The sequence below is a fragment of the Ardenticatenales bacterium genome (assembly GCA_020634515.1).
Classification (GTDB): Bacteria; Chloroflexota; Anaerolineae; order Promineifilales; family Promineifilaceae; genus JAGVTM01.
Genome location: JACKBL010000001.1, coordinates 534,675 through 555,853 on the forward strand (window position 1 = coordinate 534,675; position 21,179 = coordinate 555,853).

19 protein-coding genes and 1 riboswitch are annotated in these 21,179 nt (G+C 57.3%); of the genes, 9 read left to right on the forward strand and 10 right to left on the reverse strand.

Annotated elements, in window-relative coordinates:
- Nucleotides 1–524: 524 nt before the first annotated feature.
- Nucleotides 525–2,354: a PAS domain S-box protein gene (locus H6650_02035; protein ID MCB8950772.1), complete on the reverse strand. Its 1,830-nt coding sequence runs from the start codon at nt 2,352–2,354 to the stop codon at nt 525–527.
- A gap of 313 nt (nt 2,355–2,667) precedes the next feature.
- Between H6650_02035 and H6650_02040 the strand changes: the two genes are divergently transcribed.
- Nucleotides 2,668–3,327: a response regulator transcription factor gene (locus tag H6650_02040; GenBank protein ID MCB8950773.1), complete on the forward strand. Its 660-nt coding sequence runs from the start codon at nt 2,668–2,670 to the stop codon at nt 3,325–3,327.
- 47 nt (nt 3,328–3,374) lie between these two features.
- Entirely contained in the window at nt 3,375–5,039 is a 1,665-nt protein-coding gene (locus tag H6650_02045) for a GAF domain-containing sensor histidine kinase (protein ID MCB8950774.1), read from the forward strand.
- Between the two features lie 90 nt (nt 5,040–5,129).
- Here the strand turns inward: H6650_02045 and H6650_02050 are convergent, their stop codons facing one another.
- Nucleotides 5,130–5,693: a DoxX family membrane protein gene (locus H6650_02050; GenBank protein ID MCB8950775.1), complete on the reverse strand. Its 564-nt coding sequence runs from the start codon at nt 5,691–5,693 to the stop codon at nt 5,130–5,132.
- A gap of 491 nt (nt 5,694–6,184) precedes the next feature.
- Here H6650_02050 and H6650_02055 point away from each other — a divergent pair, with 491 nt between their 5' ends.
- Nucleotides 6,185–6,580: a response regulator transcription factor gene (locus H6650_02055; GenBank protein MCB8950776.1), complete on the forward strand. Its 396-nt coding sequence runs from the start codon at nt 6,185–6,187 to the stop codon at nt 6,578–6,580.
- A gap of 25 nt (nt 6,581–6,605) precedes the next feature.
- Here H6650_02055 and H6650_02060 read toward each other — a convergent pair whose 3' ends face one another.
- The 6 genes from H6650_02060 to H6650_02085 all read right to left on the reverse strand — a co-directional run bounded on the left by H6650_02060 (nt 6,606) and on the right by H6650_02085 (nt 13,385).
- On the reverse strand, nt 6,606–7,697 hold the full coding sequence (locus H6650_02060) for a tetratricopeptide repeat protein (protein ID MCB8950777.1): 1,092 nt from the start codon (nt 7,695–7,697) through the stop codon (nt 6,606–6,608).
- A gap of 140 nt (nt 7,698–7,837) precedes the next feature.
- Nucleotides 7,838–8,833: an SDR family oxidoreductase gene (locus H6650_02065; GenBank protein ID MCB8950778.1), complete on the reverse strand. Its 996-nt coding sequence runs from the start codon at nt 8,831–8,833 to the stop codon at nt 7,838–7,840.
- 157 nt (nt 8,834–8,990) lie between these two features.
- Entirely contained in the window at nt 8,991–10,520 is a 1,530-nt protein-coding gene (locus H6650_02070; protein ID MCB8950779.1) for a YifB family Mg chelatase-like AAA ATPase, read from the reverse strand.
- 489 nt (nt 10,521–11,009) lie between these two features.
- Nucleotides 11,010–11,393 carry a DUF302 domain-containing protein gene (locus tag H6650_02075; protein MCB8950780.1) on the reverse strand — a complete coding sequence of 128 codons (384 nt, stop codon included), beginning with the start codon at nt 11,391–11,393 and terminating at the stop codon, nt 11,010–11,012.
- A gap of 175 nt (nt 11,394–11,568) precedes the next feature.
- Nucleotides 11,569–12,471 (reverse strand): hypothetical protein, encoded by a 903-nt coding sequence (locus H6650_02080; GenBank protein ID MCB8950781.1) that lies wholly within the window; start codon nt 12,469–12,471, stop codon nt 11,569–11,571.
- Between the two features lie 167 nt (nt 12,472–12,638).
- Nucleotides 12,639–13,385, reverse strand: a complete 747-nt coding sequence (locus H6650_02085; GenBank protein ID MCB8950782.1) for a prepilin peptidase — start codon at nt 13,383–13,385, stop codon at nt 12,639–12,641.
- A 113-nt stretch (nt 13,386–13,498) separates the two neighbouring features.
- Here H6650_02085 and H6650_02090 point away from each other — a divergent pair, with 113 nt between their 5' ends.
- Nucleotides 13,499–14,326 carry a hypothetical protein gene (locus H6650_02090; GenBank protein MCB8950783.1) on the forward strand — a complete coding sequence of 276 codons (828 nt, stop codon included), beginning with the start codon at nt 13,499–13,501 and terminating at the stop codon, nt 14,324–14,326.
- A 161-nt stretch (nt 14,327–14,487) separates the two neighbouring features.
- On the opposite strand, the gene H6650_02095 is transcribed toward H6650_02090, so the two are convergent.
- Entirely contained in the window at nt 14,488–14,667 is a 180-nt protein-coding gene (locus H6650_02095; protein ID MCB8950784.1) for a hypothetical protein, read from the reverse strand.
- A 440-nt stretch (nt 14,668–15,107) separates the two neighbouring features.
- A riboswitch (FMN riboswitch) is annotated at nt 15,108–15,256 on the forward strand.
- A 130-nt stretch (nt 15,257–15,386) separates the two neighbouring features.
- On the opposite strand from H6650_02095, the gene H6650_02100 reads away from it, so the two are divergent.
- Genes H6650_02100 through H6650_02110 form a run of 3 tightly spaced genes read left to right on the forward strand, consistent with a single transcriptional unit; the run spans nt 15,387 to nt 17,978 of the window.
- Complete coding sequence (locus H6650_02100) at nt 15,387–16,160, forward strand: ABC transporter permease (GenBank protein MCB8950785.1); 774 nt, start codon at nt 15,387–15,389, stop codon at nt 16,158–16,160.
- A 31-nt stretch (nt 16,161–16,191) separates the two neighbouring features.
- Nucleotides 16,192–17,184 (forward strand): ABC transporter substrate-binding protein, encoded by a 993-nt coding sequence (locus H6650_02105; GenBank protein MCB8950786.1) that lies wholly within the window; start codon nt 16,192–16,194, stop codon nt 17,182–17,184.
- A 35-nt stretch (nt 17,185–17,219) separates the two neighbouring features.
- Nucleotides 17,220–17,978 carry an ABC transporter ATP-binding protein gene (locus tag H6650_02110; GenBank protein MCB8950787.1) on the forward strand — a complete coding sequence of 253 codons (759 nt, stop codon included), beginning with the start codon at nt 17,220–17,222 and terminating at the stop codon, nt 17,976–17,978.
- 33 nt (nt 17,979–18,011) lie between these two features.
- On the opposite strand, the gene H6650_02115 is transcribed toward H6650_02110, so the two are convergent.
- Nucleotides 18,012–19,052 carry a hypothetical protein gene (locus H6650_02115; protein ID MCB8950788.1) on the reverse strand — a complete coding sequence of 347 codons (1,041 nt, stop codon included), beginning with the start codon at nt 19,050–19,052 and terminating at the stop codon, nt 18,012–18,014.
- Nucleotides 19,053–19,280: 228 nt separating this feature from the next.
- Here H6650_02115 and H6650_02120 point away from each other — a divergent pair, with 228 nt between their 5' ends.
- Together H6650_02120 and H6650_02125 are read left to right on the forward strand one after the other, a co-directional pair.
- Nucleotides 19,281–20,579, forward strand: a complete 1,299-nt coding sequence (locus tag H6650_02120) for an ATP-binding protein (GenBank protein MCB8950789.1) — start codon at nt 19,281–19,283, stop codon at nt 20,577–20,579.
- On the forward strand, nt 20,572–21,165 hold the full coding sequence (locus H6650_02125) for an RloB domain-containing protein (protein ID MCB8950790.1): 594 nt from the start codon (nt 20,572–20,574) through the stop codon (nt 21,163–21,165). Before H6650_02120 ends, H6650_02125 begins: the two co-directional genes overlap by 8 nt.
- The last annotated feature ends 14 nt before the right edge of the window (nt 21,166–21,179 follow it).

Consider the following 21,179-nt stretch of genomic DNA (forward strand, 5'->3'; position numbering starts at 1 on the left):
GTGTTTGGGTTTCGTTGTGGCCGGCAACATTGGTTCAACTCTGGAAATGGACGCAGTTCCCAGGAACCCTGGTTTTCCTGCTCGATAACCCAAAACCGTAAGATTGTCACCCATTTCCGATCTGAAAATGGATAAGCCCCTATGAGCGCTCTGACTCGAATTTTACTTTACCGAAAAACGACGTGAATGGTATTGCAATATCATTGCAAAATAATTTGCACCTATTCAACATCAGGCGTAGCTGGACCAAGAAACCTTCCCGGAAGCTCAATTTCAGACCCAAAGCGTGTAGTGAATTCTGGTTATTTGGGGGGAAGGCAGCCTGAGTTTGTCGAAGGTCATTGGTTTCGACAGACGCAACCAACGTACCCCCCCTTTATTGAGAGGATACGAAAAGATCTTCCAGAAAGATGTGAATGCACTCTTTATGTCAATCTCTCGTTGTCGTATTCGCATCAAAACAGTTTCCGGGAAGCGTTGGCGAATAGTTACAATAATTCCATCATCAATTTGCGCGAAAGATTCTATGTGGCGGCGGGTAAGTCCAGGGTCGCCAGCACGCCTGCGCTATCCGGCAGATTGCGTATTGAGAGTTCGCCATTGTGCTGCTGGACAAAATTGTGACTGATCCAGAGACCCAACCCGCTGCCATCCGGCTTGGTCGTGAAAAATGGCTCGAATATGCGTGGCAGCACATCCTCGGGTATGGGCGGCCCTGGGTTTTGAAACGTGATACGTATGCCGGCATCGGGTTCCTCACTTTGACGAGCCAGCGTTATTTGCAGTGTGCCCCCGGCAGGCATGGCTTCCATGGCGTTGAGTATCAGATTGAGGAAGACACGTTGCAGCATGTCGGAGACGCCGTAGACCGGTGGTACAGGCTCTTGCCGCACCCGGACGGTCACGTTGTGGCTCTGCAGTTCCGGCGCGGTGAGCTGTAGTACTATTTCCAGTAGGGCGGCGAGATCGATCAGACGGCGGTTATTCGTTTGGGCGCGCGCGAAGCCGAGGACGTTCTGGCTGACGGTTCCCAGGTGGCGTACCTGGTGTTGTACAACTTGCAGGAATTCGCGGGCTTCATCGCTTTGCAGCGGGTAATTCAGGACAAGTTCCAGGTAGGTGCTGATGGATTGCAAGGGATTACTGATTTCGTGGGCCAGGCTGGCGGCAAGCTGTCCCAGAGCGGCCAGTCGTTCGGCGCGAACGAGTCGGGTTTCGGCCTGTTTGCGTTCGGTTACATCGCGGATGAGCATCATGCCGGCAAAAATCTCCCCCTCCTCATCGCGCACCGGCACCGTTTGCCCGGCATAAGCGCGGCCATCGGTGGCCCACTCAAAGGTGACGGATTCCTCCGCCCATGTCTTGTCTAGTTCCGGCGCAATCACTTCGTACATCCACGGAGAGACGACGTCGCGCAGGCGTTTGCCCATGTATTCCTTCTCCTGGTCCGCAAACGTTCGCAGACCCTCCCCCTCTGCCAGCAAACAGATGTGATTCTTGTCAAAAAGAAAAATGGTCGTTTGGGGAATGTTGGCCGCCAGTGCGCGATACAGTCCGTCCTTGCGGCGGAGTTCCTGTTCCGCCGCGTGGGTATCCGTCACATCCAGCCCTGTGCCGATCACGTACTCCACCTGTCCGGCGCTGTCTAGCAGGGCGGTGTTCGACCAGGAAATCAGTCGCAGCGTGTTCTCGTGGGTGCGCCATTGATTGACGAACTGGTTGGGAAAGAGGCGCGGATGCAGACGGGTGAAGATGCCTTGTACAAAGGGGATGTCTGCCGGCATAATGAGATGCTCCCAGATATATTTTCCGCGCAGTTCTTCTTGCGTGTAGCCGGATGCTATCTCGGAGGCGTGGTTCATCTGCACGATCCGCCCTTCTCGGTCCAGCACCAACACCAGGCTTTGCACGGTGTGCAGCACGGCGGACAGGAACCGGTTTTCTGCTTCCAGGTCGCTGGTGCCCCACTGCCGCTCAAAGGCATAGGCGATAACTTCGGCCAGACCGATCTGGGCCAGGGTGTTTTTGAGAAGACAGTCTTTGGCCCCCAGGCGCAGGAGATAGGTTCCCAGGTGGCTGTTGGCTTCATCGGCGAGGAGAACAATAGGAAGGGTGGGCGCTGCTTCTTGTAGACGGATGAAATTGGAAATGCCGGCACTATCCGTCAACACCAGATCCGCCACCACCACTTCTACATCCTCATGCGTTACACAAACAAGCGCCTCCGCCAGCGACGTCGCCCTCCGCCAGCGAAACGAGAAACGCTCATTCCACGCCAACAATGCCGCTGCCTCCGTGGCTAACGCATCGTCGGATATGACCAACAATACTTGCAAGCTATTCTGTGTGTGCATCGTGGCTTTCCCGTGGCGATTATTTGCTTTTGGCCGCCTATGCTTACAAGATACGCCAGAATGGCGACGAGCGCAACCCCCACATTGTACTGTGCGCGGCGTTTGCGTTCGTGGAGCGCCTGCCGGCAACATATACAGCACACTCCCTGCTTACCATCGTCCTTGGTGGTACAATTACGGTGGATTGAGTAACATTCATGCAAGCGTACAGGTGCGACGCACTTACCTCGTCTGTTGCACATCAGAGTACCGTGCTTTTCATCTATGGTGACGCGCCTGGTTGAGGCGGCGTCCTGACTTTTTTGATACAGCTATGACCACAGCAAATCAACGGATTTTACTGGTTGACGATCATGAGGTGGTGCGGTTAGGCTTAAAAAGCCTGATTGAGCGCCATACGGGCTTCACCGTCGTAGCGGAGGCTTCCGCCGCGGACGAGGCGGTAGAGAAGGCGCTACAATACAAGCCAGACATGGTCTTGATGGATATTCGCATCATCGGCGGCAATGGCATTGAGGCTTGCCAGGCCATCACCGCCAGTTTGCCCAACACCAAAGTGATTATGCTCACCTCCTACGCGGAAGATGAGATGCTGTTTGCGGCCATTCGCGCCGGGGCCAGCGGCTACGTGTTAAAGCAGGTGGGCAGCAACGCCTTGATACACGCCATAGAGTCGGTGGCTCGCGGCGAGGCCGCGCTTGACCCGTCGCTGACGCAGCGCGTGTTCACGGAAATTCGCCAGGCAATCCAGAATGAAGAAAAAGCCGCTTTCGCCGACCTGACCCCGCAGGAGATGCGTATGTTGGCCCTAATTGCCGAGGGGCACACGAACAGGGGCATTGCCGAGGCGTTGTTCCTGAGTGAAGGCACGGTGCGCAACTACGTCAGCAGCATCTTCTCCAAACTTGGTGTTTCTAATCGCGCGGAAGCGGCTGCCTATGCCGTGCAACATCACCTGAGCGATTACTTATGATATGGGTGATGTAGCCAATCTTGATATGCTTGAGCTTCACGAACAATATGCCTGACACGGAAATGGTCTCCCCGTCGGCGCTGCAAGCGCTGCATGAAGCGGCGCTGGCGATTGCCGCCAATACGTTTTCTTTGCCTGATGTGTTGAACCAGATAGTGGCTTCGGCGCGCCAGCTTGGTGGGGCGCGTTACGCGGCGCTGGGCATTCCGGGGAAGAGCGGAGAGATGGCGACTTTTGTGTATGCGGGAATGCCGGCAGAAGACGCCGCCCACATCCCCCACTTCCCCCTCGGAGAAGGCCTGCTGGGCGCGCTGCTGCGAGAACCGACCGCCATTCGCACGTCGCGCATCAGCGACGACCCCCGTTCCGCCGGATTCCCCACCGGGCATCCGCGCATGGAAAACTTCTTGGGCGTGCCCGTGATGGCCCAGGGGGAGATATTGGGCAACCTCTATCTGGCGGAGAAGGAGGGAGCGGATGCGTTTACGGTAGCGGATCAGGCTGTCATTGAACTGCTGGCGGCACATGCGGCCATCGCCATCCAAATGGCGCGATTGTGGCAGAGTAGCCAGGAACATGAGCAACAACTAGAGCTGCGAGATCGCCAGATGGCCGCGCTGCGTCAGGCGACGCTGGCTATTGTGGGCGAGCTGTCGCTGGAGAAAGTGCTGCAATCGATTGTGGATTCGGCCCGCGAACTGGTCGGCGCGGAGTATGCGGCCCTGGGCGTGCCCAATGCCGATGGGCATTTGGATGCGTTTGTTTTCAGCGGCATGTCCGCGCAGGATGCCGCCCATATTCCCCATTTGCCCCACGGATTAGGGCTGCTGGGAGCCATTATCAGGGATCGCCGCCCAATTCGCATTCCCCGAATTGTCGATGATCCGCGTTCGGTAGGATTTCCGCCCGGTCATCCGCCCATGGATAGCTTTTTGGGACTGCCCATCCTGGTCGGCAGCAAGATTCTGGGTAATTTGTATCTGGCGAATAAGCTGGAGACGGATGCGTTTTCGGCGATGGATCAGGAGATGGTGACGCTGCTGGCGGCACATGCGGCGGTGGCGATCCAGAATGCGCGGTTATATGAGCAGGTGGGGCGGCTGGCGATTGTGGAGGAGCGGTCGCGCATTGGCATGGACCTGCACGACGGGGTGATTCAGTCGATTTATGCGGTGGGGCTGACGCTGGAATCGGCGCGGCTGTCGTTGATGGATGACCCGCAGGACGCGATGACGTTGATTGACGGGGCAATTGAGGGGTTGAATGACGCGATCCGGGATATTCGCAATTTTATTCTGGATTTGCGACCGCGGCGGTTTGAGGGGGACCTGGGGCAAGGATTGGGGAGGTTATCGCGGGAGTTTCAGGCGAATACGATGGTGCCGGTGACTTTGAAAGTGCCGGCAAAAACCATAGCCAGTCTTCCCCCTTCTGTTGCCCGCGCTATGTTCCTCACCGCGCAAGAAGCCCTGGCAAATATCGCCCGTCATGCCCGCGCGCGCCACGTTGCCATCACCGTCACCTGGGAAGTGCGGAGAGTAACGCTGATGGTCACGGACGACGGGCGGGGATTCAACGTCAAGAGCCGCGTCCACGCCACGGGGCACGGGCTTTCTAACATGCGTGCCCGTGCCGAAGAGCAAGGTGGTTCCTTCACCATTGATTCCGCGCCGGGGCAAGGGACTACGATCTGCCTGGAACTCCCTCTCTAGTGGCGTACATCGCCTGGAAACGAACGCCTTCCCCTTTTAGACATTCTCCGTAAACCCAGCACCCGTTGGCCTGGATGCCGGGTGTTCCCCTTACTTCAGTAAATTGCGATTAAGTAGCCGCAGTGGTCTGCCGCGCCACGGTGTGCCTAACCACGGCAGCAGAATGAAATCGAAGCCGACGTAGCCGGACACCTTCCAGGCCATGATAAGACCAACGGCGATTAAGAACATGATGGGGTTGGCGCTGATGGAGCCGGACATGATGAAATTCCAGCTTATGAAGGCGCCAATGAAGGCGGCGACGCCCGTGAATAAACCCAGGATCAGGGCGATGCCCACAATGAGTTCCCCGTAAAGGACGAGCTTGCCAAACCAGCTCCATGCCTCTGCGTTAAGCAGGGCTTGCATGATGGCTCTGTACCAACCGGGCGTGTCGGGGACGGCCACCATTTGCTGCCAGAACTGCTTCATGGCTTCGCCGGTAGTAGTCCAGGCCGGGTCTTGTAATCTTTGCCAGGCGCCATATGCCCATTGCCAGCCGAGCCAGATGCGGAGGAAGAACCAGACCAAACCGGCGCGGGGGTCATTGAGCAGGAACTGCACGAAGGGTGGGTCTTGCAGGATTTCGCCTTTGGTTGTTACGATATTGCTCATGCTGATTTCCTTGTCAGTTACGAAGGACGAGGGATGAAGAATTGGCGTATTTATGCCAAGTGTAGGGGATTGGGGAGAAGGGGGGCGGTGGGAAATGTCACTTTTTGCGGGTGACTTTTGTCGTTAGTGATTGTCTCCGGTGTGCCAGGGAGAGGGGGATTGTCTGTTTTGTCCGCATGACATGCGTCATGGGCATTGGGTGACATTTATTACTGGAGAGGTGGGAAGGGGTCTCGTAAAATGCCGGCATTCTCCTCTGCTGTCGCCAGGCCCAGAGGACCCATTGCGCGTGCAATTCGTGCCGATTACAGATATGCTGCCAGGCTTCCTATGTTTCCGCCTGCTCGCCTGGTTGCCTGTGGGTATCGTGGGCGAAAAGTGAGACAGTTATGGAACAGGTTAGCGTACTACGTTTTAATGACTTACAGTTTCGGATGGGTGCTCAGCAACTTGGTGTCCAGCCGCTTCACCGTGAGGCGCAACAAGCAAGTATGAATCCAATCAAGTTGCTCATCATTGACGAGCATCCCGCCGTACGTCAGGCATTGGTCGTTCGTTTACGTTCGGCGGGCCATCTTTCTATCGTAGCTGTAGATGACAACTTGCGCGAAGGCTTGCACCATGCACAGGAGCTTTTGCCCCATATCGTCTTGCTGGGTTTGAGTACGCGCAAGGAACCGCCCTATTCACTCATTGACGTCGTACGAAAGTTGGCGGCGGCAAACCAGGGTGTGATTGTTCTCACCTCTTTCGTTGATGTAGTGGAGCGGGAGGTGCTGCTCCAGGCCGGCGCGCGCCGCTATTTGCTGAAAAACATCAACTCCAACCGCCTGATAGCGGAACTGGAGGCGGTGGCAAACGAGATCAAGCCGGAGGAATCGACGTAATTTGCCGGCACGTGCGGCGGGGGCGCTAGGGCAGCTTATTGAGGGCGGCGCGGCAAGCGGGTTGGTAGGAGCGGTCTTTTCCGGCCAGCAGCAGCGCCTGGCGGGCGGCGGTGGCGTGGCCTCCTTCCAGGTAGAGCATACCTAAGGTGAAGTAGGCTGCCGGCAATTGCAACCCCCCATTTATCGCCTTCTCATAACAGCGAATGGCTTCTTCCTGAAAGCCGCGCATCTCAAAATCCATTCCCTGCCCGATCAAGGCGTCCCGCTCCAACTTGCTCAAATTCGCGGCCTCATCTTCCTCTTCATCGCGGAAAATCTCTTCCGCCAGTTCGTTTTGCGCCTGCCCCCGTGCGGCGACGATTGCGTCCGCCGCCGTGGTGGGGGCGGGTGGTTCTTCCCGACCCTGCCGTTCCGCCTCAAAAATAGACGCCAACTGCCGTACCGTTTCCGTCAACGACGTATTCGTCTCCGCTGCTTCCATGATCTCCGGCACCACTTCCGCCGGTTCTGGGTCAGGGAATCGTTGCGCGCCATATCTTACCAGGTCCATGGCCGTCAGCACGTCCCGATTTTGCGGGTCCAGCCGCAGCGCCGCCTGGCACATTCGCAGCGCCTTTTGCGGTTCCCCCTGGCCCTGCCAGATGCGGGCAATTGCCAGATATTCGCGCACCGCTCGTTTTATGTCCCCTTGCCGTTGAAACACCATTGCCAGGCGTTGATGCGCCCCCAACAAATCCGGTTCCAGGCGCACGGCCCGTTCCCAATTGTCGATAGCTTCGTCCAGGCGGCGCAGACGCAGGAAGATTTCGCCCGCCGCCAGGTAGGTGCGGCTGGCGTCGCGCAATTGGCCCATGCGTTCCTGCACGTCGGCAACCTGGTTCAGGTGGATGATGTTTCCCTGTGAATAGCGGGCGGCCAGCTTATAGCATTCCAGCGCCCGATCATACATTCTTAGTCCCAGGCAGGCGGCTCCTAACCCGGCGTATACTTCCGCTTCGCGCGGGTTTTCGGCGAGGGCAACGCGAAATGCGGCGATGGCTTCTTTCCATTGCTGCTGGCTGTTGTATGCAAGCCCGACTTTTACTGCTTTTTGGTAGCGGGTGCGATCATGGGTCACAAGACAAAACTCCGTCAGGCGGATGTATCGTTCACGAGATAGACTATCATTGTATCACTATTTTGATGCGCGTGGATATGGGGGAAATGCCGGCACAAAACCAACCATCTGGTCCTTAAGTAACGGTTGCCCGGCGCGCCTCAGATTGATGCCGGCCATGCCGACCGGTATGCGGAGATAATCCGATCCTGCAATTGCTCGAACGAATCGTTGACGATTTGCCGGCGTGGGTCAGCATCGTACCAGGCCATAATCTCCCGCGCGCCTTGCCAGAAGGGAATCGTCGCGCGAAAGTCGGGAACCAGCCGCCTGATTTTGCTGTTGTCGAAAATCATGCTGTGGGATTTGTCGCCCAACAGGCTGGCGCCCCATTCTGGATCGAACGCGGCGATGAATTTTGCCGGCACATGCACCAACTGAGGCGTGACGCCCGCCGCTGCCGCCACAACCTGAAAAATCTGGTTCCAGGTGAGCAGTTCATCTGACGTGATATGGAACACATCGCCGATAGCCTGGGGATGGCCGAGAAGCCCCACAAAGCCGCGGGCAAAGTCGGCGTGGTGAGTGAGCGTCCACAGGGACGTGCCATCACCGTGGACGAGTACGGGCAGCCCGCGTCGCATTCTGTCTACCACGCTGTAGCCGCCGTGCATGGGCAGCAGGGTTTGGTCGTAGGTGTGCGAAGGGCGGACAATCGTCACCGGGAATCCCTCCTGGCGATACGCGGCCATCAGGCGTTCTTCGCAGGCGATTTTGGCGCGCGAATAGCCCCAGAAGGGATTGTGCAGCGGCGTGGATTCGGTGATGGGCAGGTGCGGCGGTGGTTTGTGGTAGGCGGAGGCGGAGCTGATGAAGACGTACTGGCGGGTGCGCCCGCGGAACAAGGCCAGATCGGTTTCGATGTGTTCCGGGGTGTAGGCTACCCAGTCCACGACGACGTCGAATGTTCGCCCTTGCAGCGCGTTGGTGACGGATTGGGGATCGCGGATGTCTGCCGGCACAAGATGAGCGGATGGCGGCGTTTTCCTCGTCGTGTGCCCGCGATTCAGCAGATACAATTCCATCCCTCTCGCCGCCGCCAGCGCGCTGCATGCCGAGCTGATAATGCCGGTGCCGCCGATAAACAAAACTTTCATGGGGAACTCCTGCAAACTGGCGATGCAATGCACATCTTGTTTCGTCGCCAGTCCTTAAAGGTCTCTTTGGGCTTGAAGAAATAACTTCGGTAATCGCGTCTGGAGGCATGTGATCATTTTGCAGGGTGATCGGGCGTTTTGAGGGGGGGATGTTCCCTCAAGGCTGGCGGGGGCGGTATTGCAGCGCTTCCGCCAGGTGGGCGGGTTGGATTTGCTCCTGCTGCGTCAGGTCGGCGATGGTGCGGGCGATTTTGAGGATGCGGTGGAAGGCACGGGCGCTGAGGCCCATCTGGCTCATGGCGCTTTTCATGAGGCGGCGACCGGTGTCGTCGAGAACGCAGAACTGGCGCACTTCGGTGGCGCCCATGTCGGCGTTGCTGTAGAGTTTTGTGCCGGCAAAACGCGCCTTCTGCCGCGCGCGTGCCTCTTCCACCCGCGCCCGCACCTGTGCGGACGGCTCCGCCCGCCGCTTCCCCGCCAGCTTCTCGAAATCCACGCGCGGCACATCCACATGCAAATCAATGCGGTCCAGCAGCGGTCCGGAGATGCGCTTCTGGTAGCGCGTGATCATGCTGTTGGAGCAGGAGCAGGCGTGCGTGGGGTCGCCGAAGTAACCGCAGGGGCACGGGTTTTGCGCCGCGACGAGCATGAAGTTGGCCGGATAGGTGACCGTGCCGGAGGCACGAGAGATGGAAACCTCGCGCGGCTGCCCTTCCAACGGCTGGCGCAGCACCTCAATGAGTCGGTCGCCAAACTCCGGCAACTCGTCCAGAAATAGGACGCCCCTGTGGGCGAGGGAGATTTCGCCGGGGCGGGGCCAGGCGCCGCCGCCGACCAGCCCGGCATAGCTGATGGTGTGGTGCGGGGAGCGGAAGGGGCGTTCGCGGATCAGGGGGGTGTCTGCCGGCAGCAGTCCGGCCACGCTGTAGATTTTGGTCACTTCCAGGGCCTCATCCACGGACATGCGCGGCATGATGCCCGGCAGCGATTTGGCGACCAGCGTCTTGCCCGTGCCCGGCGGCCCGGACATGAGGACGTTGTGCCCACCCGCCGCGGCCACTTCCATAGCCCGCTTGACGTGTTCCTGCCCCATGATGTCCGCGAAGTCGGCGGCGTAGGTGGGTTCGGCATCGTAGAGGGCGCTCAGGTCGAGGGCCAGCGGCGCGATGGCGTTGAGGTGGGTGAGGTGGCCGACGAGCTGCCTCAGGCTGGCGACGGGGATGATGTCAATATCAGGGATGAGGGCGGCTTCGGGGGCGTTTTCCGACGGGACAAACACCCGCCCATATCCCGCTTCCCGCGCCAGTGCCGCCAGGGAGAGAATACCTTTGGTGGGACGCACCGTGCCGTCCAGCGAGAGTTCGCCAATGAACATCGCCTGCTCCAACTCCTTGAACCAGATTTGTTGCGAAGCGGCCAGGATGCCCACGGCAATGGGCAGGTCGTAGGCGGGGCCTTCTTTGCGCAGGTCGGCGGGGGCCAGGTTGACGGTGATGCGTTTGTTGGGGGGGAAGCGCAGGTCGCTGTTCCTGATGGCGGAGTGGACGCGGTCCCGGCTTTCGCGCACGGCTGCATCCGGGAGTCCCACGAGGGTGAATGCCGGCAATCCCCGCGTAATATCCACCTCCACCTCAACAATTTCTGCCTCCAACCCCACAATCGCGCAGCTAACCACCTTCGCTAACATAAGAGCCTCTTCCCCATTTTTGACTTATGGCGTGACTATTGACTCTACCGCAAAAAGCCATCTGGGCCAAAAACCCGGTTTCTTCTCCCCGGACGAAACCACGCGCAAAGCCCAGAAACCGGTTCTTATCGGTATTCATAGGAGCGGAAATTAAGCAAGATGATGAAGTCATTTCTTACCGCTCCTGCAAACTGGCGATGTCATGCGCATCTTATTTCATCGCCAATCCAAAACGGCTAACCCTCTTGTAAGCTGGGCTTGTCGCAGCCCAGGTTGCCTTCGACAGGCTCAGGCGGCGGGGTTCGTCGTTACTTGTGGCAAACCTGACGGGCGGCTACGCCACTCCCTGGCTTTCAAGCTGGCGATGCAGGGCCACGCTTCATTCAATTGGCGGCCTTAGTAGCCCTCCGAAAATAAGTTCGCGTTTTCATCGGACGGCTACTGACAAGCTGTCCGCACAATTCCGCTAACTTAATTGCGGACAACCACTTAATCCGCCAGCGCCATCGCCACCCGTTGCAATCGCGCTTTGGCCTCCGCGGCCACATCGCTTAACGCCGCGCTGGCTCCGACGCCCAACATGGCCTCCGGGTCAACGATTGACACAACCGATCCCGCGCCATCCTCTGTTTCGTAGACAATTACGTTGCAGGGCAGCATCAGGCCGATTTCCAGTTCCGTACTTAAGGCGCGAAACGCCAATGGGGGATTGCAGGCTCCCAGAATGACGTAGCGGCGAAAATCCGCGTTGATTTTCTTCTTCAGCGTGCTTTTTACATCAATTTCCGTGAGGATGCCAAATCCTTCCGTTTTCAAGGCCGCGGTCACGCGCGCAATGGCTTCATCGTAGGGAAGCGCCAGGTCTACGCGCATTTGATAGTCAACAACTGCTTCAGTCATGGTAAATACTCCTTGTTGGGTGAGTTTGTAACTCGCTTGAAATTTGGTTGGCGGTTGGTCGTATCACTTTTGGCGGGCTGTCGGCTGAAGTTGGCACAGCAAACCGCCGCGATACATATCCCGTTATCCGCTGATTGTGGAATGTCCATCAGGTGTTGCGATGGGTGAGGACGTAGAAGGTGCGTAATGGCTGGTCCGGCTCTTGCTTGCGGGCGAAATCGGTGACGACATATCCCTGGGCAAAGAGCATTTCAAACAGGATGCGTGTGTGCTGCCGCCATTGCTGCGCCAGAGGGAAATCCGTTTTCTTGATGGCCTGGAAGTTGGAGGGGATTTCCACCAGCAGGATACGTGTTGTAGCCGGCAGGATTTCCGTCGGCGGCGTGGCAAATCCGGCGGCGTTGAAGATGGCTTCGTTGATGAGGAATGCCCCGCCGCCGAGGATGGCGTCCAGTTCCAATGGGTGTCGCCTGCGTTTTTCGCCGTATTTGTTGACGCGGTCACCGGTGCGGCTCTTGGCGCGATTGCCCGTCACCCACCAGGAGACTTCAAACCGGTCGGTGGGCAGGCCGGCGTTGATGCCGCTCATTTGCCCGTGGAAGTCGCGCAGGTAGCTGTCGCATACGCACCCTAGTTTGCCGATGTTCAGCCAGCCGTTGCGGCTCTCCAGCGGATCGTAGGTCCAGGTGATGAGGCGGATGCCGATGCGGAGGGCGAATTCTCGTTGGGCCAGTTTGAGGTCGTAGCCGATGCCGGCATGTTGGTAATCAGGATGAATGCCCATAATAACAGAATACATCTTCAAGCGAGCCGCGGCAACCTGGTCTACACGATCCCGCAGCCCTTCCGCCGTGCCTAGCACCCCAAAATTGAACCCAACCAGCTTATCCCCATCATAAGCGCCCAGCAGCGAAGCCCCGTTATGCGCCAGAGCGTGCATGAAACGGGCGGGAATTGTCTCCAGGTCCGTCATGCCCCAGATGCGCCGCTGCAAATCTTCGATTTTGTGATAGTCATCGATGTTGGTGATCGACTTGATTATGATGTTCACGGCTAATCCTCAAGAATCCCTATTAGGGCTGACGATGAAATAAGGTACGGAATTGCATCGTTAGTTTGAAGGAACGGTAAGGAAACAACGTCGTTGTCTTCTTTGATTCCGTTCATTAGCAGCTACTGTTGGGTAACGAAATCTCTGGTTGTCATCGTTACCGGCCGTTAACTTGTGTACCAGAGGAAGACTTGCCGCCCCCAGATTAGCATGAGAATGCCGGCAACGGCCAGATACGGCCCATAGGGAATGTGAAAATGGACACGGCGGCGCAGCCCGATGAAGACCAGACTGGAAACACCGCCGAGAAGGATACCCAGGAGCAGGGCGAAAAAAATACGATCAAAACCAAGCATCGCTCCCAGCATTAGCGACAACGTTACGTCACCGAAGCCGAGCGCGCCCGCCCCAAACAGAAGCTGCCCCACCCAGTAGAAGAGAAAAAACAGGAGGAACCCGCTGCCGGCTCCCGCCAGGGCCAGCCGCCAGTTCTGGTCGGGGATGATGGTGCTGGCCAGCAGCGCCAGTAAGGTAGTGGGCAGGGTAACGATGTGCAAGACGAGGAAATGCTCCAGGTCAATGACAATAATCAGAATCAGGACGGCGCAGTAGAGGGCGGTGAAGAGACGGGTGACGGGATGCGGGACGAGCCAGGGCAGGGCGGCAAACAGCAATGGCGTGACCGCTTCCACGATGATGGGACGCCGTGGCGGAGGTTGTCCGCATTGGGAACAGGGCACGCCGCGGCGCGTCAGCGCCAGCCACCGGGCCGGTGCATAGGGTTGGTCACAATGGGGACAGTGGGGCAGGCGTGGACGAATGCGGCGAGGCAGGTCTTCGGCGAGGGCATTGATGAGGATGGCGATCCCGATGCCGGCCAGGAAATACCACAAACTGGGCAAAATAGGTGACATGCTCAGATTATACCCAGGTGGCGGCACAATCAACAGGGCAAACGCGCCTCTTGTCAGAGGTGGCCGGGTGGGCTGGATTCGCCTGCGCGTCTGTTCCGCTTTAGAATAGTTTCATGAAGGAGACTTCACCGCTGGATCGAGATCGATTGGGTGTGATTACGGGGGCGCTGCTGCTGGCGTTGGCGCTGTCTCGTTTTCTGCAAATGCCGGCACGTCCGCTCAACCTGGCGCGCCTGGGCATGGATGCCACCCTGCCCGTTTCCAGTGGGTTGCTCATCGGCTGCATCATTGTGGGCATGGCCGTTTCCGGTGTCATGTCGCTGGTGTACAGCCACCCGCGTGCGCGCCAGGAACCGATTGACGCCAGCTATATGTACACGATTGTGCCGGCATTGTGGTCACTGGCGCTGGCTTTGGCGCTGCCTCAGGTAGAAAATCCGGTATTGTGGGGCATCGCCCTATTGGGCGGCGGATTGGTCTTTGCCCTGCTGCTGTTCCTGGAATATGGGGCCGTGGCGCGGAGTCAGACACGCAGCTTTGCCTGGCAATGGACCTTCATGGTCTGTGTGCATCTGACGGCGGTGACGATCCTGGTGGTTGTGCACGCGCAGCACCTGGGCGGGCTGGCCACAGGTTTGTTGGCAGGGCTGACGATGTTTTTGTTGGCGACGCGCTATTTCTGGTCCAATGCCGGCAATCCCGCGGACGCCCTTATCTACGGCAGCATGACGGCGATCTTGATGGGGCAGATGGCTTGGGCGCTAAACGCCTGGCCTCTTTCCAGCCTGCGCGCCGGACTACTGCTGTTCGTGCTGTTCTACGTCCTTGTCGGACTGATACAACAGCAGCGCCTGCGCCAGTTCAGCGCCCGGATCGGGCTGGAATACGGCGGGGTGGCGCTGGTGGCTGTGCTGCTCATTTTGTTGCTTGGTTCTTGGTAACTGCTAAGCCAGATTGGACCAAGCTCCAGAGAGCGTTAGTTGTTACGTTTCTTGAAGGAAATGCCGGCACAGCCGGCAACAAACAACCCGCCTTCTCCATCATGGAGCGCGCTCGCACCAGACATGGAGCGCGCGCACCAGAACACCCCGCCCCTTCAGTCTTACTGAATCGCTTGCGGCGCAAAACTGATGAACAGCCCCAGCACCATCGCCAGCACGATAAGGATACTGAGAACGTACATCACCTTCTCTGAAAAAGAAAGTCGCTTAAAACGACCCCAGATTGAGTTGTCGCGGGCAACCTTCTTCGCCGGGTTTTGCTTCACAGCTTGCTTTGTCATAATGTTTATCTCCTTCCTCATGAATCAAAAACACAACGCCTCGCATTATAACACAACTAAAAAATAGTGGTCAGGGGGCGTGGCCGCGCGTTTACTGGATATCAAGAAAACAATCGTTCACCGAGGGTTCGCCCAAAACCAACTTTGGACGTGACCACTAACGCTCTCTGGCGATTGGACCAATTTCACCGGAGAAAATTGGTCCAATCTAGCTTCGCAGTTACCTTTGGACTATCCATCAAGCAAGAACCCTTCCAGCGCATCCGTCAAATCCAAATCTATTAACGGATGCGCCCTAACCCTCTTGTCGCCCGCGCCTATCGGTTTCGACAAGCTCAACCTACGAGAGGATGAGCCGTTACGTTTCATTGACGGCTGCCGGCAGGCAAGTATAATGAGTATACGAGTCAAAAATCGCATACGGGGCCTCCGACGGCCCCATGAACCTTCGGGGCAGGGCGAAATTCCCGACCGGCGGTGAGGTTTGCGCAAACCAAGCCCGCGACCCTGGCGCATCAGACCGATGCCCCAGGTGGATCTGGTGTGACTCCAGAGCCGACAGTGATAGTCTGGATGGGAGAAGGTAGGTCGCATAGATCGGTCCATGCTTTCTTAAACGCTGCCCCACTTTTCGCAAGTGGGGTTTTGTTGTTTAGGGCACATGCCGGCAACTGCGCTTCCCCGCGTCCCTTGCCCCCTGTCAACCATTGAGAAGAAAAATGTTCTCGTCCCTGCGTTCGCAGCCCATTTGGGCTGTCATTCCGTTGTCACTGCTGTTGTTTTTGCTCGGATGGCACTTTTTTGTCCACCTGGGGCAGTACGACCGCTTCATCCTGCCGGGTCCCCTGGATGTGGCCCGCCAGTTTCGCCTGGTGATGGCGGATGGTCGCCTGCCGCGCCATGCCTGGATTACGATCAGTGAGGTCATCCCCGGGCTGTTTATCGGCCTGCTGGTGGCAACCCCGCTGGGGTATCTGCTGGCGAACTCGCCACTGGCGGAGCGGCTCATCTCTCCGTATCTCATTGCCTCGCAGGCAATTCCGGTGATCGCCATCGCCCCTTTGCTCACGATTTGGGTGCGGTCGGTTTACTGGAGCCGTGTGTTGGTGGCGATTCTGGTCGTGTTTTTCCCGATTTTGGTGAATGTAATTGCCGGCATGCGCTCCGTCCCCACCGAACTATACGACCTCATGCACGCCCTGCGTGCCACCCGCTGGCAAATCTTCCGCAAACTGGAACTGCCCGCCGCCCTGCCCATCGTCCTCGCCGGCCTCAAGGTGGGGGCCACCCTCTCCGTCATCGGCACACTGGTGGGCGAATTCGTGCAGCCCAAAAGCCAGGGCCTCGGCTTCCTCCTCGTCACCGCCCGTTACCAATTCAAAACCGACCTCGTCTTCGTCATCCTCATCACCCTTGCGGCCATCGCCCTCACTATGTATGCTATTGTTGCCATCCTGGAGAAACGTCTCCTGCAATGGCAGCGTACGCCATAACCAACAATCACCCCACTTGGAGAAGTAAACGTTGAAAACCAAACCACTGATTTTATTACTGGCCTTGATCTTGCTGGCAGGTTGCACCGGTGAGCAAACGTCCGCGCCGGCAACGGAAACCTCGGCCGCGCCTGTCGCCCCCATGAAAATCCGCCTGCCCATGGGCTATATCCCCGATCCCCAGTACGCTCCTTACTACGTGGCTGCGGACAAAGGCTATTACGCCGCTGCCGGATTCGATGTCGAGTTTGATTACAGTTTTGAGACGGACGGTGTTGCTCTGGTGGGGGCCAATGAGCTGCCCTTTGCCATTGTCAGCGGCGAACAGGCGATACTGGCGCGGGCGCAGGGCGTACCCGTCGTCTACGTGATGCAGTGGTTCCAGAAGTTCCCGATTGCCATTGTCAGCAAAGCCAGCGCCCAGATCACGACACCCCAGGACCTCGTTGGCCGCGGCGTGGGATTGCCTTTCTTCTTTGGAGCCAGCTACGTCGGCTACGTGGGCCTGCTCACGGCCAACGGCATCACCCCCGACCAGGTTAATGCCACGGAAATCGGCTTCACGCAGGTGGAATCGCTGCGCACGGATCAGGTGGAAGCGGTAGTCGGCTACGTGAACAATGAGCCAATTCAGCTTCAGGCGCTGGGGGAAGCGATTAACGTTCTCAAGGTGGCTGACTACGTTGACCTTGTGGCGAATGGCCTGATCACCAACGAAACGGTGATCGCGGAAAACCCCGATCTGGTGCGGCGGTTCGTGGACGCCACATTGCATGGCCTGGCGGATACGCTGGCGGACCCCACTGCCGCCTACGAGATCAGCAAGAAATATGTTGACGGCCTGGACGATAGCCGCATGAACGTGCTGGAAGCCTCCGTGCCCTTGTGGGAGGCGCAGAACCTGGGCGCGATTGACGCCACCGCCTGGGCTAACACGCAGCAGGCCCTGCTGGATGCCGGGCTGCTGGATGCGCCCGTGGATAACCTGGATGCGGGCTTCACCAACCAGTTCATCCAGAAATAGCCGCCTCCTTCTTTTGTTAATTCTCGGCTTTCCGTATGGCAACCTCCCAACCGCTCATCCAAATCGCGCACCTGAGCCAGTCGTTTGATGGACAGCGGCAGGTGCTGCGCAATATCAATGTGAGCGTGGCGGCGGGGGCGTTTGTGACGTTGGTGGGGCCGTCTGGTGCCGGCAAATCGACTCTCCTGCGTCTCATTGCCGGCCTAATTACGCCCACCGCCGGCCAGGTCCTCGTCGCCGGGGAGCCACCCCACCTGGCTCCCGACCCCATCGGCGTTGTTTTCCAACAGCACAATCTAATGCCCTGGCGCACCGCCTATGACAACGTGCGCCTGCCCCTGGAATTGCAGAGCTTCTCCCGCGCGCAGTCGCATGACCGCGTGATGGAGGTGCTGGCGTTGGTGGGGCTGCGCGGGTTTGAGGAAAGCTATCCCGCGCAGTTGTCCGGGGGCATGGCGCAGCGGGTGGCACTGGCGCGGGCGCTGGTGCATCAGCCGGCGCTGCTGCTGCTGGACGAGCCATTTGGGGCGCTGGACGCGCTCACGCGGGAACGGATGGGGGAGGAGCTGCTGCGCATCTGGCATGCCCGCCCGGTGACGGTTTTCATGGTCACGCACAGCATTACGGAGGCGGTCTATCTGGCGGATGAGGTCCTGGTGATGAGCGAACTGCCCGGACGCATCGTCAACCGCGTGCATGTGGCGCTGCCGCGTCCGCGTTCGTTTGCTTTGCAGGCCACACCCGCGTTCCAGGCGCTTGCCGCGCGTGTACGTGCTTCCATTGAGCAGCGGTGAGGGGGCGGGGCGTCAGGGGGATGCCGTTTGCCGTCAGATGGGATGGCGTTCCCAGCTTGTGCGGATAACGTGCCGTACCACGTTTGCCGCCGTCGCGGCGTCGTCCAGTTCCAGCAAATGGGTGCTGTCAACCTCATGCGCGGTGACGGTGTGGCCTTGCTGTTGCGCTTCGTGGATGAGGGCGGTGAGTGCCGGCAAATCAATCATCCCATCCCCCCGCGGCAAAATAACGTGCGTCCCCGCCAGCAAGTCCGCGCCGCCCGCCGCTATGGCCTTAAAACGCAGCAGTTCTCGCCCCTGTTTCAATAACACAAACGGATCCAGGCGGCTAAAGTCGCCAAACTCCGCCCAGGCATCAATTGAGAACCGGGCCGCGTCGCGCCGGTAAAACAGGGGGGCAAACGCCTGATACAGGCCGGTGGCGATGGGGGCGTACAGGGGAAACCGTCCCACCGTCAGCTTGAGCGTGTGCAGGACGTCTAGTTGCCCGACGAAGGCGCGTGTCTCGGGATGCACAAAAAGGGCGGGCGCGGAAAGGATGCGGGCGAAGTGGAGACGGCGGTTCTGGCGGGCCATCAGGTCATTGAGCGGCGCGGCCTGGAACTGGCTCAATGCCAGCCCCCCCATGGAGTGTCCATAGGCGATCCACGCCACTTCCCTTTCCCGCGCCAGGCGCTGCCGCAACAGCCAGGAGAGCGCCGCTTCAATTGCCAGGGGCTGGTGGCGAATGCTGTATGGTCCGAGGCGGAAGGGGTCAATCACCGCGCCGCGTGGCAGGTCGTAGCCGGGATGGTTGATGGTGAAGATGCGCAGGCGGCAGCGCCCCCGCGCCCACTGGAACAACAGCGGCGACAGGCGTTCAAAGTAGTCTCTGTCCTCGTAGGAGCCGGCGAGGTAGCCGGGGTGGAAGGTGAGCAGGGTGAGGGGGAGGTTTGGGGCGTCGGGGGGGAATGCCGGCAAATGCTCCCGCAGCGACAGCATAGCCCCAAAGAAGGGCGCGGATTTCAGCCGCAGGCGAATGGGGGGCGAGAGTCGAACGCGAGGCGGGGTTTCCTGGTTCGTGCGCGGTATCATGCCCCATATTGTGGCCTTCTTTTGTCGTGGCGACAAGGGGCATGGCTATGCAACGGTTCAAATGTCCAGGGATTCGCGGCATGTTTGCCAATCTAGCAGAAGCGCCGTACGCGCGGATTGCCAGACAGATTCTTTGCTTTTCCCTTTAATACTGTTAGTATCAAATAATGACGAATTAATTCGTGTTTACGCGAGAAAATTTCACATTTCACTGTAAGAGGCTGAAAAATGTTGATCAATTTCAGTGTGGGAAACTATCGTTCGTTCAAGGATGTGGTGACGTTGAGCATGGTCGCCGCCAGAATAACTTCGAAAAACAAGCAGATTGACACAGAAAACGTTTTCCAGGTTGGCAACGTGTCGCTACTCAAATCGGCCTCGATTTATGGGGCTAACGCAAGTGGAAAAAGCAATTTGTTTCGGGCCTTTTCTTTCATGAGGCGGTTTGTACTTAGGTCAACTGATGCTAATTCCGAAGACCTTATTAAAGTAGAGCCATTTCTTTTGAGTGCGGAAACGGAACAAGCCCCATCTTTTTTTGAGGTGATTTTCGTACAGGATGGCATTCGCTATCGTTATGGGTTTGAAGTTAGCGTTAATAAGGTTCATGCGGAGTGGTTATTCCGCACCGTCAAGCGCGAAACAGAGTTGTTTTGGCGGGAAGACGATAAGATTGCTATCAAAGAGGGTTTTAAGGAGGGTAAGGGCTTAGAGGACAGAACCAGGTCCAATGCTTTATTTCTATCGGTGGTTGATCAGTGGAATGGAGAAACTGCCGGCAAAATTGTGAGTTGGTTCCGTAAAGTTGGTCTTATTTCCGGCCTGAATGATCGTGCTTATTTGGGGTTTACAGTCGATCAGATGGTCAATCAAACGCCAATTGCTCTCAAAATACAGGATTTCATGCGACGCATGGATTTTGGCATTTTAGATGTCCTTGCAGAAAAGCGTAACTCGGATCCCAAATTTTTTTCTATGTTGTTAGAACAAGTTGACAATGTTCCCAATGATTTGCGAAACGCTTTGTCAAATGGTGAGTGGTTTGTCCCCATTGTCAAAACAAAGCATCAGAAGTACGCCGAATCCGGGCAAAAGACAGCGTTGGTTGAATTTGATATGGATGATCATGAATCAGAAGGAACCAAGAAGGCATTTGCTTTATCTGGGCCGCTTTTACACACGCTTCAAACCGGACGTGTTTTGTTTGTAGATGAACTTGACACCCGTCTGCATCCAATGATGACCCGTGAAATCGTCAGGTTGTTCAATTCGAATGACACCAATCCGAAGAATGCGCAGTTGATATTTGCAACCCATGACGCGAATTTGCTGGACAACCGATTTTTTCGTCGGGATCAAATCTGGTTTACCGAAAAGAACCGCTATGGAGCAACTGACTTGTATTCTTTGGTGGAATACAAGATACGCAATGATGCTTCCTTTGAGGCGGATTATATTGCCGGCAAATACGGGGCCATCCCTTATATCCGCAATATCAAAAGCCTGGTTGGGGGAGGAGATGAGTAGACGCAATCGCCACGGGTTACAAAGACGACAAAACCGGCGCAACTTGCGCAAAACGTTTCTGATTGTTTGTGAAGGTAGCAAAACGGAGCCTAATTATTTCGAGGGATTTCGTGTACCAAGAGAAATATACGATGTGAAAGGGATGGGCGATAACACCATCCGTTTAGTTCGGGAGGCCATCAAGCTTAAAGAGCAGGGCAATTACGATCAAGTTTGGGTTGTAATGGACAAGGATGACTTTCCCGTTGACCACTTTAACGGCGCCATTGAAATGGCGCGCGCGAAGAACATTTGTGTCGCTTACTCGAACGAAGCTTTTGAGTTATGGTATCTATTGCACTTCGATTATCATAACACGGCTGTTTCTCGCCGCACATACCGGGAACGGTTGAGTAAGCGCCTGGGATTTTCATATGAAAAGAATAATCCTCGAATGTATGAATTGCTTGAGGACAGACAGCCCGTCGCTATGCAAAATGCGCGAAGATTGCTTGACGTTTACAGTGGCAATTCCAGACCTGCCTATGATAATCCATCAACGACAGTACACTTATTGGTTGAACAACTGAGGGAGGCGTCTGTCTGATAATCACCGCATGA

What these genes read in the sequence shown, in the direction of transcription:
- H6650_02070 (MCB8950779.1), bottom strand. Translation starts at nt 10,520, where the DNA reads ATGTTAGCGAAGGTGGTTAGCTGCGCGATTGTGGGGTTGGAGGCAGAA.
- H6650_02090 (MCB8950783.1), top strand. Translation starts at nt 13,499, where the DNA reads ATGAAGGAGACTTCACCGCTGGATCGAGATCGATTGGGTGTGATTACG.
- H6650_02055 (MCB8950776.1), top strand. Translation starts at nt 6,185, where the DNA reads ATGAATCCAATCAAGTTGCTCATCATTGACGAGCATCCCGCCGTACGT.
- H6650_02045 (MCB8950774.1), top strand. Translation starts at nt 3,375, where the DNA reads ATGCCTGACACGGAAATGGTCTCCCCGTCGGCGCTGCAAGCGCTGCAT.
- H6650_02120 (MCB8950789.1), top strand. Translation starts at nt 19,281, where the DNA reads ATGTTGATCAATTTCAGTGTGGGAAACTATCGTTCGTTCAAGGATGTG.
- H6650_02065 (MCB8950778.1), bottom strand. Translation starts at nt 8,833, where the DNA reads ATGAAAGTTTTGTTTATCGGCGGCACCGGCATTATCAGCTCGGCATGC.
- H6650_02115 (MCB8950788.1), bottom strand. Translation starts at nt 19,052, where the DNA reads ATGATACCGCGCACGAACCAGGAAACCCCGCCTCGCGTTCGACTCTCG.
- H6650_02095 (MCB8950784.1), bottom strand. Translation starts at nt 14,667, where the DNA reads ATGACAAAGCAAGCTGTGAAGCAAAACCCGGCGAAGAAGGTTGCCCGC.
- H6650_02125 (MCB8950790.1), top strand. Translation starts at nt 20,572, where the DNA reads ATGAGTAGACGCAATCGCCACGGGTTACAAAGACGACAAAACCGGCGC.
- H6650_02050 (MCB8950775.1), bottom strand. Translation starts at nt 5,693, where the DNA reads ATGAGCAATATCGTAACAACCAAAGGCGAAATCCTGCAAGACCCACCC.
- H6650_02075 (MCB8950780.1), bottom strand. Translation starts at nt 11,393, where the DNA reads ATGCGCGTAGACCTGGCGCTTCCCTACGATGAAGCCATTGCGCGCGTG.
- H6650_02100 (MCB8950785.1), top strand. Translation starts at nt 15,387, where the DNA reads ATGTTCTCGTCCCTGCGTTCGCAGCCCATTTGGGCTGTCATTCCGTTG.
- H6650_02040 (MCB8950773.1), top strand. Translation starts at nt 2,668, where the DNA reads ATGACCACAGCAAATCAACGGATTTTACTGGTTGACGATCATGAGGTG.
- H6650_02035 (MCB8950772.1), bottom strand. Translation starts at nt 2,354, where the DNA reads ATGCACACACAGAATAGCTTGCAAGTATTGTTGGTCATATCCGACGAT.
- H6650_02085 (MCB8950782.1), bottom strand. Translation starts at nt 13,385, where the DNA reads ATGTCACCTATTTTGCCCAGTTTGTGGTATTTCCTGGCCGGCATCGGG.
- H6650_02110 (MCB8950787.1), top strand. Translation starts at nt 17,220, where the DNA reads ATGGCAACCTCCCAACCGCTCATCCAAATCGCGCACCTGAGCCAGTCG.